We start from the raw sequence: 16,775 nt of genomic DNA, 5'->3' as shown, positions 1-16,775 counted from the left end.
CATGATGAGCTATGGACACTCAAGACGGCTTCAAGACCATAAAACTATCTATCGCCGCCCCTGTCGCCACCCTCACCCTCGCCCGTCCCGACGCCCTCAACGCCCTGGACCCCGCCATGGCCCGCGAGCTTCACGATGCCCTCTCGCGAGTCGAAGCCACACCCAGCCTCAAAGCCCTGATCATCCGAGGCGAAGGCCGCGCATTCTGCGCCGGCGCTGACTTGCGCTACGTCGAATCAGTCATGAAGGAGCCGAGAAAACTTAAGCCCTTCATTGAATTGCTCAACGGCCTCTTCTTCCGTCTGGAAGCCCTTCCCCTTCCTGTCATCGCCGTCGTCCACGGCTTCTGCCTCGCCGGCGGTCTCGAACTGGCCCTGGCCTGCGACCTCATCCTCGCCGCCGATGACGCCCAGATGGGCGACCAGCACGCCAACTTTGGCCTTATGCCCGGCGGCGGCGCCACCCAGCGGTTGCCTCGCAAGGTCGGCTACCAGCGCGCCATGGATCTGATGCTCACTGGCCGCCGCCTCTCCGGCGCCGAGGCCGCCGGGTGGGGCCTGGCCCTGCGCGCCGACCCCGCCGACAAGCTAGACTCGGAACTCCAGGCCCTCCTCGATCAGCTCCGCCCCAAAAGCGCCGAAAGTCTTCGCCGCATCAAGACCGCCGTCCACCACGGCCTCGACCTGCCCTTGAAAGACGGCGTCGTTCAAGAAATCGAAAGCTTCGTCGACTACCTCTCCTCACACCCAGACCCAGCCGAAGGCATCCAGGCCTTCAAAGAGCGGCGGCAACCGAGGTTCTAGGTTCCTACTATCCCATCCGTCCCCAAAATGCGCTAAAATCTCCCCAAATCCTTTTAACTTACTCTCGCCAGGAGGCACGCCATGGCCCCCGTAAAGTTTATCTCCGCCGACTCCCACGTTGACGAGGACGAAAGCTACCAGCAGCGCGTCCCCGCCCAGTATCGCCACCGCTTGCCCCACAAAGAGACCATCAACGGCGGCGAGTACTCCGTCGCCGAGGGCCGTAAGACCCGCCGCTATGACCTGGCCGAGGCCAACATCAACGAGGACGACCTCAACCGCCAGTTCCGCCAGGACCCCTTCGGCGGACGCGACATTCCCCGCCGCCTCAAGGACATGAAGCGCGACAACATCACCGGCGAGGTCATCTACTGCAACTCCCTCCTGGCCCTTACCGCCTCCCCCGACGCCAATTTCCAGCTCGCCTCCGCCAAAGCCTACAACGACTGGGTCTTCGATATCTTTGGCGCTCACCAGGACCGCTTCGCCCCTGCCGCCATCCTCCCCACCAAAGACGTGTCCAAGGCCGTCGAGGAGGTGCGACGGCTGGCTAAGAAGGGATTTCGAGTCGTCAGTTCGCCCATCAGCGTCCTGAACCAGCCCTACAACCTCCCCGTCTATGAGCCTCTATGGGACGTCCTGGAGGACACGGGCATGGTCTTCAGCCTCCACTTCACCACCGGCGAGAACGACCACCTGCCCGACAACCCCGGCGAGGAAAAGAGCGGCGGCTTCCTCACCTACATGGTCACCTCCATGGCGGAAGGCATTGAGCCTGTCACCCGCCTCATCGCCGCCGGCATCCCCCAGCGCCACCCTGACCTCAACTTCGTCATCGTGGAATGCGGCGGTGGCTGGCTGGCCTGGACCCTCTACGCTATGGACGAGCAGTATGGCCGGAAGCACATGTGGATCCAGCCCAAGCTGGACATGAAGCCCAGCGAGTATTTCAAGCGCCAGGGCCACGTCACCTTCGGCGACGACGAGGTAGCCCTCGCCACCCTGGATTACATCGGCGACGGCGCCCTCCTCTGGGGCAGCGACTACCCCCACGACGAAGGCACCTTCCCCCATTCCCAGGAGGTTATAGACCGCATCTTCCAGGGCCATCCGGAGTCGGTGAAGCGCAAAATCGTCTATGACAACGCCTCCAGGCTGTACAGGTTCCCTTCGCCGAAGTAGAAGGGAGACGACCGGGCCGGTCGGACAACACGCGGCAATCGGCCCCCATGTTCGGCGCAATCACACCCCGCACACTGGCTTTGCGTTCACGCCCTGGCTGCCCGGCGGCATCTCAGTGTTGCCTTGCTAAACGTATAAGCGCTTCTTCCCAGGTTGCATTCGCTGGCCCCTCCGTTGAATAATTGCCATGAAGTCTCCCAGAGGTATCAATCGTGGCCAAACAAGGTTTTAAAGTTTTCGACAGCGACATGCACGTCCTGGAGCCCGCCGACCTGTGGCAAAAGTACATGCCGGCCTCCATGAAGAAACACGCCCCCATCGGCCTTACTGACTGGCCTATGGACCTTCGCGTCCGCCTCGGCCACCGCAACAACCCGCCCCACACCGGCACCGGCATCACCACCCAGACCAATCGAATCAACAAAGACCTCCTCCCTCAGTACACCCACGACCTGGAGCGCAACTTTGACGCCACTGCTCAGGTCCGCGCTATGGACAAAGAAGGTATCGACAAGACCGTTCTCTTCCCATCGCGCGGTCTTTACGCCAGCGCCTTCTCCGACCTGGAGCCGAAGCTGTCCAGCGCCATCGCCCGGGCTTACAACGACTGGCTGGCCGATTTCTGCCGCGACGGAGATCCTAAGCGTATGTTCGGCTCCGGCATGCTTCCCATCCACGATGTCTCGCTGGCGATTAAAGAAGCTCGACGCGCCGTCAATGATCTGGGCTTCAAAGCCGTATTCCTCCGCCCTAACCCCGTCCGCGAGGGCGAATACTGGGAACTCCCTAAGTACGACCCCCTGTGGAGTGAAATCGAATCCCTGGACACAGCCCTGGGTTTCCACGAGGGCATGAACTCCTACCAGCCCACCACCGGCAACGACCGCTGGGAGCGCGGGGGCAAGTACGCCCTGAAGCATGCTGTCTCCCATCCCCTCGAGCAGATGCAGGCTGTGGCCGCCTTCACCCTCGGCGGCGTCCTCCACCGCCACCCCAAGCTGCGCGTCGGCTTCCTGGAAGGCAACGGCTCGTGGCTCCCTTTCTGGCTCTGGCGGCTGGACGAGCATCTGGAATGGGCCGGCAAGGTCGAGCACGCCGAGTTGTCCATGAAGCCCAGCGAGTATTTCTTCCGTCAGGCCTACGTCTCCGTCGAATGCGAGGAGACCCCCGCCAAGCACGCCATCGATGCCGTCGGTGACGACGTCTTCGTTTTCTCCACCGACTACCCCCACCCCGACGCCAAGTACCCCGGCTCCACCCAGTACTTCCTAAAGCATATGCCCATCTCGGACGAGTCCAAACGCAAAATCCTCTGGGACAACTGCCTGCGGCTGTACAAGCTGTAAGGAGCTCGCTATTAGAAAAGAGATGATATTAAGTCGCTCACCATGAGCTTGTCGAAGGGCGAGGGTTGCTAGCTAGCACAATGGCTTTTTACGTCTATATGCTCAAATGCTCTGATGGCTCATACTACACCGGGCATGCCGACAATCTGGATAAACGTATAGGCGAGCATCAAAGCGGCTTCTTTTGCGGGTACACCAAGAGACGAAGGCCTGTACGTTTCGTTTTTGTAGAAGAGTTCGCTACAAGGTCTTACGCTCTGGATGCAGAATTCCAAATCAAAGGTTGGTCTAGGGCTAAAAAGGAAGCTCTTATTCGAAGGGATTGGAAGAGGATCGTGGAGCTATCGAAGTCTCATGCTTCGACAAGCTCAGCACGAGCGATTGATAGCTAATCCTTGCGCTTATTGAAAGGTAGAAAATGCAAATTACCATCTTCGGCGCCGGCGCCATCGGCGGCCTCACCGGCGCCCTCCTGGAAAAAGCCGGCCAGCCCGTCACCCTCGTGGACAAGGTCGCCGACCACGTCCGCTGCATCAACGCCGACGGCCTTCGCGTCACCGGTTTCGCCGGCGAGTTCCGCGTCCGCCCCAAAGCCCTCGAGCCCCATCAGCTAAAAGGCCCCCTCGACACCGTCTTCCTTTGCGTCAAGTCCCTCCATACCCTCGACGCCATGAACGCCCTCATGCCCCACCTCGGCCCCAAGTCCACCCTGGTCTGCTTTCAGAACGGTGTCAACGAGGAGACCATCGCCAAACTCATCGGCCCCCAGCGCACCGTCGGCTGCCTGGTGCAGTGGGGCGGCGACTACCAGTCCCCCGGCCACATCGAGTATGGTAACCACGGCCCTTATCAGATAGGCGAACTCGATGGCCGCACCACGCCCCGACTCGTCGAACTGCAAAAAGTCCTCTCAAAAGCCCAGGAGACCTTCATCACCGGCAACATCATGGGCCACAAGTGGTCCAAGCAGGTCTGGGGTTACTTCTACATCGGCAACGCCCTGGGCACATCCCCCGTCCCCGCCATGTTTGCCAACCCGCGCGTCCAGCGCATCCTCTATGCCTGCTTCAAAGAAGGCATCGCCGTGTGCCAGGCCGACGGGATCAAGCTGGAGCCCTTCGCCGAAGTCCCCTTCGACCCGCCAGCCTTCGCTAAGCTCGACTTCGAGGCCACCCTCCCCCTCTTCCAACAGTACGCCGACCACTACCGGCCCTTCGTCAAAGTCTTCTCCGGCCCCTGGCGCGACATCGCTGTCCGCAAGCGCCCCACCGAAGTCGATTATGTCCTCGGCCCCTTCGTCGAAAAAGGCCGCCAGTGCCGCATCCCTACCCCTTTGACCGAGCGTATGATCGCCCTCGTCAAAGACGTTGAACAAGGCCGCCGCCAGCAAGACGACGCTAACATTTTGGAACTAGAGAAGCTTTTATAACGAGGTTCGTCATTTATCCGTAGGGGCGAGGTCGCCTTGTCCTTCTCCTTTCCTCTCCCTTGATGGGAGAGGATTAAGGTGAGGGTGAAGCCCTAGCACTACGCCCCGTCCGTCAGGCATAACCACACTTCCCTTATCTCTTACTCGGTCTACACTAGGAAGGACAACATAAAGGAGTTCCGCTAAACTACTTCCTATGCCCACCGTCAAAGAAATCTTCATCTCCCCCGTCAAATCCCTCGCCCTCCAGTGCGCCTCCATCGTCCACGTCTCCCCCACCGGCATCCTAGAGGACCGCCGCTTCTTCATCATCGACGCCTCGGGCCAGCTTATGACCCAGCGGCAAATCGGACACATGGTGCAAATCAAGGCCGAATACCGCCTCGACCCCGAGCGCCTCCACCTCGATTTCCCCACCGGCAATACGCTAGACGGCCCCCTAGACCTCGGCGGCCCCGTGGCCATCCCCTTCTGGGGCCGGCAGGTAGGTGGCCGCCTCGTCGATGGCGATTGGAACGCCGCCCTCTCCGACTTCCTCCGCCATCCCGTCCTTCTCGTCCGCTCCGACTACCCCGGCCAGTCCTACGACGAATTCCCCGTCTCCCTGGTCTCCCAGGCCTCGGTGGACGAGCTGGTTCTTCGGGCCAAAGACTCTTCTATCTCCATGCCTTCCGACCCCCGCCGCTTCCGCCCCAACCTGGTCATCGATGGCTGTATACCCAACGAGGAGGACTCGTGGATAGGCAAAACTATAAAAATCGGCCAGAGCCTGGTGCTGCGAATGGTCAAGCGTGACCCCCGATGTGCCATCACCACCCACGACCCCGACTCCGGCGCCCGCGACTTCGACACCCTGCGCCTGATCCTCTCCTACCGACCCGACGTTAAGGCTTACATGGGCGTCTACGGCATCGTTGACCATCCTGGCAAAATCTCCCTCGGCGACCAGGTTTCAGTTTTGTCATCCTGAGTCCCGCAAAAATCTAATTGACGCGCTTTTGGCTTCATGCGTTTTTTGTTCAGGAAGAATTTTTAACTAACAGCCTAGTTCTGTCAGTCTAGGGCCTGACAGAAAAAGCTAAAATGCGTTCTAATTAATGTAGATGCTCACCGAGAGGGTCGCTAGAATTGTTGACCGCTCATAGACCAGACCTCGTGGGTCCGCTAATCCAAGGGAGGTGGAGGGGTATGAAAGAGACCATCCAAGCCGTCAGGGTGGGCGGAACGCTCCTCGACTGCCGACCCTTTGGTAACCATGGCGACCTCCAGGCCCTGCTCCGCGCCAACACCACCGGCCTCCCCATGACCTTCGTCATCAAAGCCGGCGTCATCACCCTCGACCACCTCCGCGACCATCTGGGCCTCCCCGTCACCCTCAACCTGGAAAACAACGTCGCCGTCCGCGTGGACTAGCCGACGATAGGACCAACAGCAACAGCGTCGCCCCACTCTTTTCTTTCCTCTCCCTTGATGGGAGAGGATTTAAGGTGAGGGTGAAGCACTAGCTCCACGATTCGTCCGCCAGGTATACACCAACTTCCCTGGAATCCTTCTCATCCCTCCCCACTAAAACACAGCTATCGGGTTCACCGGCGACCCCGTCCCCCCAATCACATACAGCGGGTTAATCGTCACCAAAAACTCCCATCGCTTCTCCTCGGCGCACACCTTCGCCAGCGGCTCCAGCAGCGCGTTGTCCAGGAGCGCCACCCCGTAGGCAAAAATCGCCCCGTGCACCGTCCACGGCAGCCCGTACTCGTTGGGCTGGTGGTCCATCATATCCCACCCCAATATGGAAACATCGTTGTCCCGCAAAAACGGCAGGCACGACGCGTGCAGCCCCGGCCTCTCCACCCCGCCTCCCCACAAGCCATTGTGGGCCTTGGCATACGCCTCACGGCCGCTGTACACCATCACCGCGTCCCCCGCCTCCAGCTTCACCCCCTCCGCCCTGGCGATATCCTCCAGCTCCCACCCGTGCACCGGCGTCTCTATGGTCACATACGGCTTCTTGCGATGCCGCGGCACGTCCAGCAGCACCCCTCGAGTGATAATCCCCTCCTTCCACGCGTCCACCGACCCGTACCTCGCCCCGTCGAACTTCAGCACCTCCTTGGCGTCCTTCCCGTCCCACATCCCCCGCTCGTCCCACACGTGACACAGCGCGTCGATGTGCGTCGTCGACTGGCCGTGGTAGAAGATGCCGTAGAAGTCCATAGAGGCGCCGCCACCCGGCGGCCTGTCCTGCACCATCATGTAATGCTGCGCCGGCCTCCCGTTCTCCATCGACGGCGTGGTGTTAAACGGCCTGCTCATCGACACCGTCCGCCCCTTCTTGGGCAGCTTCAGCGCCGCCATGGTCTTCGAGGGCGTGATCAGGTTCATCGCCCCCGCGCTCCCCTTCTTCCCCCACCGCCCCCAGTTGGTGCGGTCGTGCAGGTAGGAGAGGACGTCTTGTTTTGTTGGGATGCGCTGTTTTGTGGTCATGGGGGGAGCCTCCTATTCGTTGGCAATCATTCGCTCGGTTGTATGATATTTATATGGTAAAGTAGGGTAGTCAAGCATAACCGGACATTTTTTCTGGACCATTTTAATGGAAGTTACCTTAGCTCTACTTGCGGATGCGGCGAACATTTCGCAGCAAGGGAAGCTTAACATTTTAGGGGCGTTCAACCAAATCTTCGCCCAGACCTTTCCGGCGACCCACCCAGAATTACAACTGGTGGTTCGTTTCGAAGCGGACGCTTCCGAAAAGGGCCTCGAAAAAACTGTAAAGATTGTACTTTTAGATCCAAATGGCAAGTTTGTAAGAGAAGAGGGTATAAGTCTCAAACTCCCACCAGTTTGGGAATCAGGGCAAAAGTTCGGTGCAATCCTAGTTAAATCAATCAAACGGATGGAATTTGATCATCCGGGCACTTATGAGCTTACGATCTTGGTTGATGATGACCAGAAAAAGAAAATTCAGTTCCAAGTAGTAAAGCAGGGAGCGTAACAAAAGCTATGATTACCTTATACGAATACGATGTCAAAGAGATAAGAGTTAAACGTGGTCTTCAGCAGCAGGAAATAGTTGAGGAAGCGCTTCTAATATACACAGTGTCAGGTGGTTCTACAGGAACAGCCGCCTACGCTGACTTTGGATGGATTGTTGAGGATAAGGCAATCCCAGATACCTTTTGGTCGCCAGCATCCTTTGACCAATTGGCTGAGGAGCAGGGTGTTCGACCCATTACGGAAACGAATAAGCTTGCCTACTGGTGGCCTGCCAATGAGAACATCGATGATTTCATAAGCGCTGTCATGGATTGGCGTAAGGACTCTTAAGGCTAATTAGCGTGGCCCTTCAAACAGAGCGGGCATTGCTGGATACTTGTGTTTTTTCATTCATTCACAAGGGTGATACGCGGTCTAAACCCTATTTGACTTATCTTACCAGCAAATTCGGATGCCTATCTTTTATTACGGTTGGCGAGTTATATGCCTGGTCAAAGATACGGCGTTGGGGTAAGGGGCAAATTGAGGTATTAGAAAATGCGCTCAGAGCATACGTAGTATTGCCCTATGACAAGGACTTGGCTGTTGCCTTTGGGTCTATAAGGGCAGAAAGCCACCAAAAGGGCAGAGCGATGTCAAACAACGATGCCTGGGTAGCCGCCTGCGCGTTAAGATTTGGTTGTACGCTGCTGACAAATAATAGAAGGCATTATGAACATCTCAACGGGATAACTATTGTGTCTCTTCCGTGATCTCCCCCTACACGCCCCCCAAAAACTCCCCCTCCCCCACCTTCCGTTGCTCCCCACTCGCCATGTCCTTAACCGTCACCGTCCCCGCCTTCAGCTCGTCCTCCCCCAGTATCACCACGTACGGCACCCCCATCGAGTTCGCGCTGCGCATCTGCGACCGCATGCTCCGCCCTTGGCCTCCCATCACTACCCCCGCGCCCCGCTCTCGAATCCTCGCCGCCAGCCGCACCCCCGCCTGGGCCGCCTCCGGCGTCATCGCTGCCAGCATATACTTCGGCTTCTCCTCATCGGGCACCGCCACCTCCTGCCGTTGCAGGTTCAGAATCAGCCGCTCCATCCCCGTGGCGAAGCCCACCCCCGGCGTCGGACGACCGTCCAACTGCTCCATCAGCCCGTCGTAGCGGCCCCCGCCCAAAAGCGTGCTCTGCGCCCCCTCCACCGGCGGCAAAATCTCAAACACCGTCCGCGTGTAATAGTCCAGCCCACGCACCAGCTTATGGTCGACGCTGTACGATATCCCCAGCGCCGCCATGTACCCCTTGAACTGCTCCCAGTGCGCGCGGCACGCCTCGCACAAGTGCTCCGACGACTTGGGCGCCGACTCCTGTAGCGGCTGGCACGCCGGTTTCTTGCAGTCCAGCAGCCTCAGCGGGTTGTTCTCCAGCCTCGCCTTGCAGTCGCCGCACAGCTTGTCGAAATGCCCTCGATAATACGCCTGCAATTCCTTGATATACCCGGGCCTGCACTGCGCGTCGCCGATGCTGTTGACCACCAGCGACACGTCCTTTAGCCCCAGGTTGGCCATCAGGCTCCACGCCAGCTGCACCACCTCGGCGTCCACCAGCGCGTCGCCGTCCCCCAGCACCTCCACCCCGAACTGGTGGTGCTGTCTATACCGACCCGCCTGCGGCCTGTCGTATCGAAACACCGGGCAGAAGTAGTACAGCCGCACCGGCTGGGGCAGGCTGTGCATCCCGTGCTCCAAATATGCGCGGCAGACCGGCGCCGTCCCCTCGGGCCGCAGCGTCAGCTTGTCGCCGCCCCGGTCCTCGAACAGGTACACCTCCTTGTCCATAATGTCCGTGCCGGTCCCCACCGACCGTTGGAACAGCCCCGCATCCTCAAACACCGGCGTGTCCAGCCTTCTAAACCCGCTTCGATGCGCCAGCGTCGACGCCACCCGCTCCACGTACCGCCAGTACTTCTGCTCCTCCGGCAAAATATCCTTGGTCCCTCTCGCCGCCTTAAACACTAAATCGTGACCTCCTGAAATAGGCGTAGCATATCCAAGGCTAAGGGTGGTGTAAAGGAAATAACCCCTCTTTCCCGCTGTAGGGGCGAGGTCGCCTCGCCCGTCTCCTCCCTACCGCTTCACTCCTACCGGCTCTTGCACCAGCACGTTCTGCGACACCGTCTCCTCCCTCATCCCCCGTCTGCGCAGAAAACTCACCAGTTCCGCCCCCGCCATCCCGTCATAGCTCACCACCCACACTCGAGGCTGCGGCGCCACCACCGACGCCAGGTCTATAAACAGCCCCACCCTAGGCTTGCCGCCGGGGTTTCCCGCCGTCCATCGTCGCGCGTAGTTAATCCCCAGCCGGGCCAGTGCCCGTTGGTCGTCCGACGCCGGCAGCCGGTCCAGCCGCCACTCGTGGTTAATGTTTGTCAGCACCGCCCGGGTGTCGCTGCGGTTCAGGTGCGCCACCGCGCTGCCCGACGGCTTCGCCCCCGACCGGCTGGCCGACAGGTAATCTATGCCCGCCCGGTTCGCCAGGCAGTCCCCATGGGTCGCCAGCACGCTAAAGCCCGACGCCTCCCCGGTGAACCCCACACTTCCCTCCACCGCCTCCGCCGCCGCCCCCGCCGTGCGAATAACAAACCTAAACGACCCCAGGTACGGGTTAAGCCGCCCGTCGACGCACGTCACCACCGTGGCCCCCTCCCGCGTCGCCGGCAATTTCGGTTCCGTCGGCTTCTCCAGGTATGCCTGCAAATACGCAACGGCTTCTTCAGGTGTCATAGTGCTCTCCTAGGCCCAGAGGTGAAAGGCTTGAGGTTTACGTTCTGTGCAGAGTCATTTTTCTTCTTTCCTCTCCCTTGATGGGAGAGGATATAGGTGAGGGTGAAACCCTAGAGGCACGATACTTTATCAATGCCGCCTGTCGCTAGGGTCTTTTACCTTCCCCCTTGTTGAGAAAGGACAAAGGATGAGAGGTCATACCTTCTCGGCCTTCGCCCTCTTCCCAAACCTCGGCATCACCTCCCGCCCCACCAGCTCAATCGACTTCATGACCTTCTCGTGGGGCACGCTCTCCGTCTGCATCATCATAATCAGCAGGTCCACCCCCGCCGCCTCATATCCATTTTTGATTCTACTATATTGAGTGCAACCCGACGCCAGTTTCACTGGGCTGGACGCGGGTCTAGAGGTGTAACTCAACTAACGGGTAACTTAAGTAAGGTATTTGATCCCGGTTATGAAGAAAACATTGACGTTCCTTCGGCAAGGCGTTTTTTGAAGGACTTAATTGAACTAGAGCCGAACTAGTTCTCCACCATAAACCAAAAGTGCCCCGAAGTTTCAGGGCACTCTAGTTTTCGTCTACGGCAAAATTCCATACGATTCTTCCAAAGGAGCACACCGCCTTTATATCCTCTGGTTTTAGCCGAGGGTAAGCATTTAGCAGGTCAGCCTCCGTAGCCCCTTCGCTCAGTTTGCGCAGGATAAGCTCTACCGGTATCCGAGTCCCGCGCACCACCGGCTTCCCCAGCATAATCTTAGGGTTGACTTCTATCCTGATGTCGTCCTTCATAACGTTTCCTGGTGAGGCGGCCCCGATAAAGTCGGGGCCGCCTCAAATCCTTACTTCAAAATTCCTACTTCCCCAACAAAATCAGTAACACCTGCGGCAAGCGCTCCACCACAAACTATTTATACAATGTGGAAGCTGATCTATCGGCTCTGTCTTGCCCGCGCCTCAGTGCCTCTCGAAACCTCTATTTTATTTTCCTAATAGTATCTGCAATACCTGCGGCAGCGCCTGCCTCGCCCGCGCCATCAGCGCCTCCCCCTCCAGCGTCCCCACCGGGTGGGGTATCACCGCGAAGGGGTACTCCGACAGCCCTCGCACCTTAGCCATGGCCCGTCCCGTGGGCACAAAGGGCTCGGTGCATATCGCCGCCGCCGGCTTCCCAGCCTTCTCCACCGTCATGGCGTCGTGCACACTGCACGACGAGCAAGACCCTCAATCACCTATCGCCGTTATGACGATGTCGCACTTCTGCAAAAGCTCGTCCATGATATGCTTGGGCGCCGGCCTCGACACGTCCCGCTTGTTCAGCTCTACCGTGCCCTTGAAGTTATACATGTCCTGCAGCAACGAATACACGTTCCGCAGGATCTCGTCCGAGTTGCGCTTGCCGTTCGCCAAAAGCCCCACCGTCATCCCGTCCAGGCTCTTGGGTCGAGGCGCCATCACCGTGCTCTCCGGCATCGCCTGCACCGTCGGGTCCAACACCATCAACCGACTCGCCGTTACCACCATATCAACCCCCTTTCATTCATTCTCAACCTCGTATTGAAACCATCGCCGCGTCTTTTCGGACCCATGCCGCGTACTTCAGTGTGCGGTAGAGTATCCCCAAAATCGGCCTTCACTCCAACTTTCCTCTCCCTTGATGGGAGAGGATATAAGGTGAGGGTGAAACCCTGCTGACTCGTCCCTTTATCAATGCCTCCTAACCCTGCGGCACGTTCACTCTTGTAGAGGCGGGTCTCAGACCCGCCCTTTCCCCTCGTGCCCATCCCTCACATTATACGCCCGACATCAATCTTCTTCGTCACCGACGCCGCCGTCGCACCCTTGCTCCACCTCGATATCACCGCCGCCGACGAGCCTCCCGTGCCCCCGCCCGACACCAGCCGGATCCCCTCCACCGACCGCATCACCCCCACCATCTCCCTCTCCTTCCCCTTCGGCGGCACCTCGTCCAGGTTCGCGTCCGCCCACTGCTGCGCCGTCAGCCGCGCCTTCCTGTGCAAATACTCCCGCACCTGCGCCTTGCTCCACTTCGCCTCCTTCACCGCCTTCATGTGCTCCGGCGGAAAGATACCGTAAATCTCGCTGTGCCCCGGGCCAATCGCCAGCATCGAGTGCGCCATGGCGTCCAGCAGCCCCTCGATGTTCCCTAGCCTTCGGTGCTGCACCTGTATCGGCGACTGGCTGGCGCCCACCGTCACCGTGCTGTCCGACGCCGAAAACCCCTTCTCGACGTGCAGCGGCTCCCACACGCTCCCTTCCTCGTCCTCGGCGAAGCAATAGCTGTACTTCCCGCCGTGTCCCAGCGTCGATCGGTCCAGCACGCCAGGGTGGTTCTCCAAAACGTTGACGAGAAATAGTCGAAGCGCCCGGCCCACCGTCGCGTTGGCGCGATGCTGCGGTCCGCCGGCGAACAAATTGTGCCCGCTCTGGAACCCCAGCTTTTTTCTAATCGGCCCATTCACGATGCATAGCACCGCCGACCCTCCCGTGCTCGCCGACGACCCGTGTAGGCTGTACTCTGCCGACGTCATCCCCTCCACCGCCGCGTACACCACCGGAAAATACTCGGCCTTGCATCCGGCCATCACAGCGTTAATCGCCACCTTCTCCGCCGTCACCACCCGCCCCCTCACCGGCTCCACCGCGATAATATGCGAAGGCTCTTTCCCCACCGTCGCCAGGAACGCCAGCACCTTCTCTTCCGTCGGCGGCACCACGGGCAGCCCGTCGGTCCACCCTCGCTGGTAATACAGCTCCATAGCCTCATCCAGCCCGCCCACCTCCACTCTCTTCGACGCCAGCTCCTTCGCCGTTGCCATACGCTCCCCCCGCCTCAATTTGCGACAACATAGCACACCCCCTCTCCCCCTTCAACCCGCACCCAAAAGTCCTCTCTCTAGCCATCTGAAGACCCCGACGCGCCACGTGTGACCGCACTTCGTTAGACTAACCGATCCCACTCTTTTTTGTTGGTGTCCTGGGGTGTCCCGCCTGGTTCTCCCCCTTCGCCTTCCAGGCCGAATGGGGAGTTAGACGCTGTCCTGAGTATGTCGAAGGAGGGGGTTGTGGTGGTTTATTTTCTTTCCCTCTTCTCCCGTAGTCGGGAGAAGAGGGACTAAGGGTGATGAGGGCGTCTCGATTAAAACAAGGCCCGCTGCCCAAGGCGCCGACACGAAATTATCATCCCCCCTCGACAATCGCTCAAAAAATTTACATAATTCGTAAAGAAATTTATTGATAACCATTTCAGGAGGTGGACACAATACCAGCGGTCTTTCACTCTTGGGATTAGGTGAGGTGACATGGTTGTGACGGGCACACTCCTCCAGTACAAGAGAATGTTCATGCAAGGCGAGCACGAAGTCCTGCTGGATCTTGAGGGAGAACTAAGCAGTCGGTGGTTCCTCGTAACGGCCGGCGTCGCCACCATTGCCAAGCTCCGGAACCTCCTGGGCAAGCGCGTGAGCGTCCGGCTCACCGGCGACATGGTGATTCATTTAGAGCTTTCCTAGGCCCCCTGGCCTATTCAACTTTTCCTCCGCGTCGCGGCTGATATAATAACGCCAGCGTTCATGCAGCCACGCCCTAAACTCACCCTAATCCACACGTCCGACATTCACATCGGCAGCGAACGCCCCGAGGAGTCCCGCCGCGGCTTCGACGCCGTCCTCCAGGCCGTCCGCGACACCAGCGCCCACGCCCTCCTCATCGCCGGCGACCTCTTCGACTCCTCCCGCGCCCCCGCCGACGAAGTCGCCTACGCCCTCGAGGCCCTTCGCGCCCTCCACCGGCCCGTCATCCTCCTCCCCGGCAATCATGACACCCTCCTCACCGCTCCCGGGGCCGCCCCTGTCCCCCTTCCGCCCAACACCACCATCCTCCGCCACCCCCAGGGCCAGACCGTCCATTTCCCTGACCTCGGCCTCCACATATGGGGCAAGCCCGTCGCCGACCATACCCCCGACTTCCGACCCCTCGGCGGCCTCCCGCCCCGAAACGGCCACGGCTGGTTCGTCGCCATGGCCCACGGCCTCGCCGCCGATGATAAGTACCTGGAAGGCCGCTCCTCCCCCATCACCTATCGCGAGCTCGCCGATGCGGACTGCGACTACATCGCCCTCGGCCACGTCCACATCTTCCGGGACCTCACCCGGGGCCGCGCCCCCGCCTTCTACCCCGGCTCCCCCTCCGAATCTACCGCGCCGTCGGTTGCCCATATCACTCTTGACCACGAGCACGGTGTCCAGGTTCAGCCCATCCTTTTCCACCTGTAGCCTCGGTTCTACCCCTTTATCTTTTTAGGCCTTGTAATGGGTGGTGGCACCCAGAAGATTCACGTGTTCTTCCCATAGTGGCGTCCCCCACCTCATTAGATAATTTTGTGTATTCGGTGTGCAAATTTTATATTCTCACTTTGCGTACCTAATAAATAAGGAGGGAAACATGTCCCGCAGGCTGAAGCTCCTCACCTCCATCGTCTTCATCCTCCTCCTCGCCGCCATTCCTGCCCTCGTTGCCGCCGACCAGCAGCTCGTCGACAACGACTTGGCTAGTCCAGGTAACCAAAACATCGTTAACGTTTCCGCGCCTCAAGGCGCTGCGGTCAACACAAGTGGCCGCATTGTCGTCAACTTGCAAGGCAGCAAACACCTTGTTCCAGGAAGCTCGGTAACCTTTGTTGACGCCGATGGCGGCCAGACCACTATCCCCGCCCCTTATAGCGTCTCCAACGTCGCCCTGAACGTGCCTGCTAACTGGGGCAGCGGCTCCAATCAGTTCTCCGGCGTCTCCAATATCTCTTTTACCGCTCCCATGACTGTGGGCTTGCACTCGTACACTGTCAAGTGGAGGGCCTCAAGCTCTTCCTGCCAGCCGGATAATAGGGGTAGGCCTGTCAGTGACTGTCTCACGGGCGCTCCTGCCCTGGTGATCAACCTCACCGTTCTGGACATCACCCCTCCCGTGTTGGACCTGCCCGCCGACGTCGTCGTTGAGGCCACAGGGCCCGCAGGTGCTGCCGTCTCCTACTCCGTCACCGCCTCAGACAACGCCGACCCGTCACCCGTCGTTGACTGTAACCCGCCCTCCGGTTCCGTCTTCCCCCTAGGCGACACCACCGTTGACTGCACCGCCACCGACGCCTCGGGCAACTCGTCCAACGGTTCCTTCACTCTCCATGTCGTGGACACCACGCCACCTACTGTTACCCTAACGCCCGACCGTGGCCCTGACCACAACGGTTGGTATAACCACAGCGTTCATTTCACAGTCTCCAGCGTCGACTTGGTCGGTGTAGCCTCCTGCGACCCCGACTTCGACTACACCGGCCCCGACGGCTCCGCAGCCTCCGTCTCCGCTAGCTGCACTGATACCTCCGGCAACGTTGGTTCTGTCTCCTACGGCTTCATGTACGACGCTACCGCTCCCACCGGCGTCTCCGGCGTCGCCAGCCGCGCTCCCAACCATAATGGCTGGTACAACCACTCCGTAGGCATCTCCTTTACCGGCTCCGACGCCACCTCCGGCATCGATTCCTGCTCCTCCACCACCTACTCCGGGCCCGATGGCAGCCCAGCCTCGGTGCCGGGGTCCTGCACTGATAAAGCGGGCAACACGGCCAACTCCTTCTTTCACATCTTCTACGACGTCACGCCGCCTGTCATCACAATTAGCGGCGTCTCCAACGGCGCCACTTATACCCTCGGCGCCGTGCCCACCGCCTCCTACACCTGCACTGACGCTACTTCCGGCGTCGCAACCTCCTCCGCCTCCACCTCTGGCGGCAATGCCAATGGCGTCGGCGCCTTCACCTATTCCGTCGGCTGCAGCGACAAGGCCGGCAACTCTGCCAGCAAGGCCGTCAGCTACTCAGTGGTCTACGCCTTCAGCGGTTTCCTCCAGCCCATTTCAGCCCCTGTCCAGACCTTCAAGGCTGGTTCCACCATTCCGGTTAAGTTCAAGCTCACCAACGCTGCCGGCATCTCCATCGGCACCGCCGTCGCCTCCGTCTCCGTTAACGGCGGCCCGTCCCTGGGCGCCGCCCGCTACGACGCCTCCGCTGGCCAGTACATCTTTAACCTCAGCACCAAGGGCATCGCCGCCGGCTCCCTTACCATCACCATAACCCTTGACGACGGCACTACCCGCAGTGTCACTGTCACCCTCAAACCCTAACCCGCGCAGTATCATAGACCAAGAAGGGCCGGCGAAAAGCCGGCCCTTCT

At 59.7% G+C, this 16,775-nt stretch carries 20 protein-coding genes; 13 read left to right on the top strand and 7 right to left on the bottom strand.

What is annotated here, in order from left to right; all coding sequences use genetic code 11:
* The first annotated feature begins 11 nt into the window (after window positions 1-11).
* The 7 genes from FJ320_05230 to FJ320_05200 all read left to right on the top strand — a co-directional run bounded on the left by FJ320_05230 (window position 12) and on the right by FJ320_05200 (window position 6,173).
* Window positions 12-803, top strand: coding sequence for an enoyl-CoA hydratase/isomerase family protein (locus tag FJ320_05230; protein ID MBM3925378.1), 792 nt, complete (start codon window positions 12-14; stop codon window positions 801-803).
* A gap of 81 nt (window positions 804-884) precedes the next feature.
* Complete coding sequence (locus tag FJ320_05225) at window positions 885-1,985, top strand: amidohydrolase (protein MBM3925377.1); 1,101 nt, start codon at window positions 885-887, stop codon at window positions 1,983-1,985.
* Between the two features lie 212 nt (window positions 1,986-2,197).
* Window positions 2,198-3,331: an amidohydrolase gene (locus tag FJ320_05220; protein MBM3925376.1), complete on the top strand. Its 1,134-nt coding sequence runs from the start codon at window positions 2,198-2,200 to the stop codon at window positions 3,329-3,331.
* Window positions 3,332-3,411: 80 nt separating this feature from the next.
* Entirely contained in the window at window positions 3,412-3,723 is a 312-nt protein-coding gene (locus tag FJ320_05215) for a GIY-YIG nuclease family protein (GenBank protein ID MBM3925375.1), read from the top strand.
* A gap of 26 nt (window positions 3,724-3,749) precedes the next feature.
* Window positions 3,750-4,760: a 2-dehydropantoate 2-reductase gene (locus FJ320_05210; protein ID MBM3925374.1), complete on the top strand. Its 1,011-nt coding sequence runs from the start codon at window positions 3,750-3,752 to the stop codon at window positions 4,758-4,760.
* 196 nt (window positions 4,761-4,956) lie between these two features.
* Window positions 4,957-5,730, top strand: coding sequence for an MOSC domain-containing protein (locus FJ320_05205; GenBank protein MBM3925373.1), 774 nt, complete (start codon window positions 4,957-4,959; stop codon window positions 5,728-5,730).
* A gap of 218 nt (window positions 5,731-5,948) precedes the next feature.
* Complete coding sequence (locus FJ320_05200) at window positions 5,949-6,173, top strand: hypothetical protein (GenBank protein MBM3925372.1); 225 nt, start codon at window positions 5,949-5,951, stop codon at window positions 6,171-6,173.
* 153 nt (window positions 6,174-6,326) lie between these two features.
* Here the strand turns inward: FJ320_05200 and FJ320_05195 are convergent, their stop codons facing one another.
* Window positions 6,327-7,247 (bottom strand): cyclase family protein, encoded by a 921-nt coding sequence (locus FJ320_05195; protein ID MBM3925371.1) that lies wholly within the window; start codon window positions 7,245-7,247, stop codon window positions 6,327-6,329.
* Window positions 7,248-7,353: 106 nt separating this feature from the next.
* Between FJ320_05195 and FJ320_05190 the strand changes: the two genes are divergently transcribed.
* From FJ320_05190 to FJ320_05180, 3 genes are read left to right on the top strand one after another with little or no spacing between them, the layout of a single operon-like run.
* A complete protein-coding gene (locus FJ320_05190; GenBank protein ID MBM3925370.1) occupies window positions 7,354-7,755 on the top strand; it encodes a hypothetical protein in 402 nt (133 codons plus the stop codon).
* Window positions 7,756-7,763: 8 nt separating this feature from the next.
* Complete coding sequence (locus FJ320_05185) at window positions 7,764-8,087, top strand: hypothetical protein (protein MBM3925369.1); 324 nt, start codon at window positions 7,764-7,766, stop codon at window positions 8,085-8,087.
* A 5-nt stretch (window positions 8,088-8,092) separates the two neighbouring features.
* Window positions 8,093-8,509, top strand: coding sequence for a type II toxin-antitoxin system VapC family toxin (locus tag FJ320_05180; GenBank protein MBM3925368.1), 417 nt, complete (start codon window positions 8,093-8,095; stop codon window positions 8,507-8,509).
* A 7-nt stretch (window positions 8,510-8,516) separates the two neighbouring features.
* On the opposite strand, the gene FJ320_05175 is transcribed toward FJ320_05180, so the two are convergent.
* From FJ320_05175 to FJ320_05150, 6 genes are all read right to left on the bottom strand, one after another.
* A complete protein-coding gene (locus FJ320_05175) occupies window positions 8,517-9,761 on the bottom strand; it encodes a histidine--tRNA ligase (protein ID MBM3925367.1) in 1,245 nt (414 codons plus the stop codon).
* A 111-nt stretch (window positions 9,762-9,872) separates the two neighbouring features.
* Window positions 9,873-10,529 carry a hypothetical protein gene (locus FJ320_05170; GenBank protein ID MBM3925366.1) on the bottom strand — a complete coding sequence of 219 codons (657 nt, stop codon included), beginning with the start codon at window positions 10,527-10,529 and terminating at the stop codon, window positions 9,873-9,875.
* Window positions 10,530-11,100: 571 nt separating this feature from the next.
* Window positions 11,101-11,322 (bottom strand): DUF433 domain-containing protein, encoded by a 222-nt coding sequence (locus tag FJ320_05165; protein ID MBM3925365.1) that lies wholly within the window; start codon window positions 11,320-11,322, stop codon window positions 11,101-11,103.
* A 189-nt stretch (window positions 11,323-11,511) separates the two neighbouring features.
* Window positions 11,512-11,733: a hypothetical protein gene (locus FJ320_05160; GenBank protein MBM3925364.1), complete on the bottom strand. Its 222-nt coding sequence runs from the start codon at window positions 11,731-11,733 to the stop codon at window positions 11,512-11,514.
* Between the two features lie 21 nt (window positions 11,734-11,754).
* Window positions 11,755-12,054: a hypothetical protein gene (locus FJ320_05155; GenBank protein MBM3925363.1), complete on the bottom strand. Its 300-nt coding sequence runs from the start codon at window positions 12,052-12,054 to the stop codon at window positions 11,755-11,757.
* Between the two features lie 263 nt (window positions 12,055-12,317).
* Window positions 12,318-13,370 (bottom strand): hypothetical protein, encoded by a 1,053-nt coding sequence (locus tag FJ320_05150; protein MBM3925362.1) that lies wholly within the window; start codon window positions 13,368-13,370, stop codon window positions 12,318-12,320.
* 483 nt (window positions 13,371-13,853) lie between these two features.
* Here FJ320_05150 and FJ320_05145 point away from each other — a divergent pair, with 483 nt between their 5' ends.
* From FJ320_05145 to FJ320_05135, 3 genes are all read left to right on the top strand, one after another.
* On the top strand, window positions 13,854-14,063 hold the full coding sequence (locus FJ320_05145; GenBank protein ID MBM3925361.1) for a hypothetical protein: 210 nt from the start codon (window positions 13,854-13,856) through the stop codon (window positions 14,061-14,063).
* A 60-nt stretch (window positions 14,064-14,123) separates the two neighbouring features.
* Window positions 14,124-14,825 carry a DNA repair exonuclease gene (locus FJ320_05140; protein MBM3925360.1) on the top strand — a complete coding sequence of 234 codons (702 nt, stop codon included), beginning with the start codon at window positions 14,124-14,126 and terminating at the stop codon, window positions 14,823-14,825.
* A 169-nt stretch (window positions 14,826-14,994) separates the two neighbouring features.
* Window positions 14,995-16,725, top strand: a complete 1,731-nt coding sequence (locus tag FJ320_05135) for an HYR domain-containing protein (GenBank protein MBM3925359.1) — start codon at window positions 14,995-14,997, stop codon at window positions 16,723-16,725.
* Window positions 16,726-16,775 lie beyond the last annotated feature (50 nt).

It is taken from the genome of SAR202 cluster bacterium (assembly GCA_016872285.1).
In the GTDB taxonomy this organism is placed as follows: Bacteria; Chloroflexota; Dehalococcoidia; order Lucifugimonadales.
The sequence above is the reverse complement of the archived record's forward strand: the minus strand, read 5'-3'. Positions and strand labels throughout refer to the sequence as shown.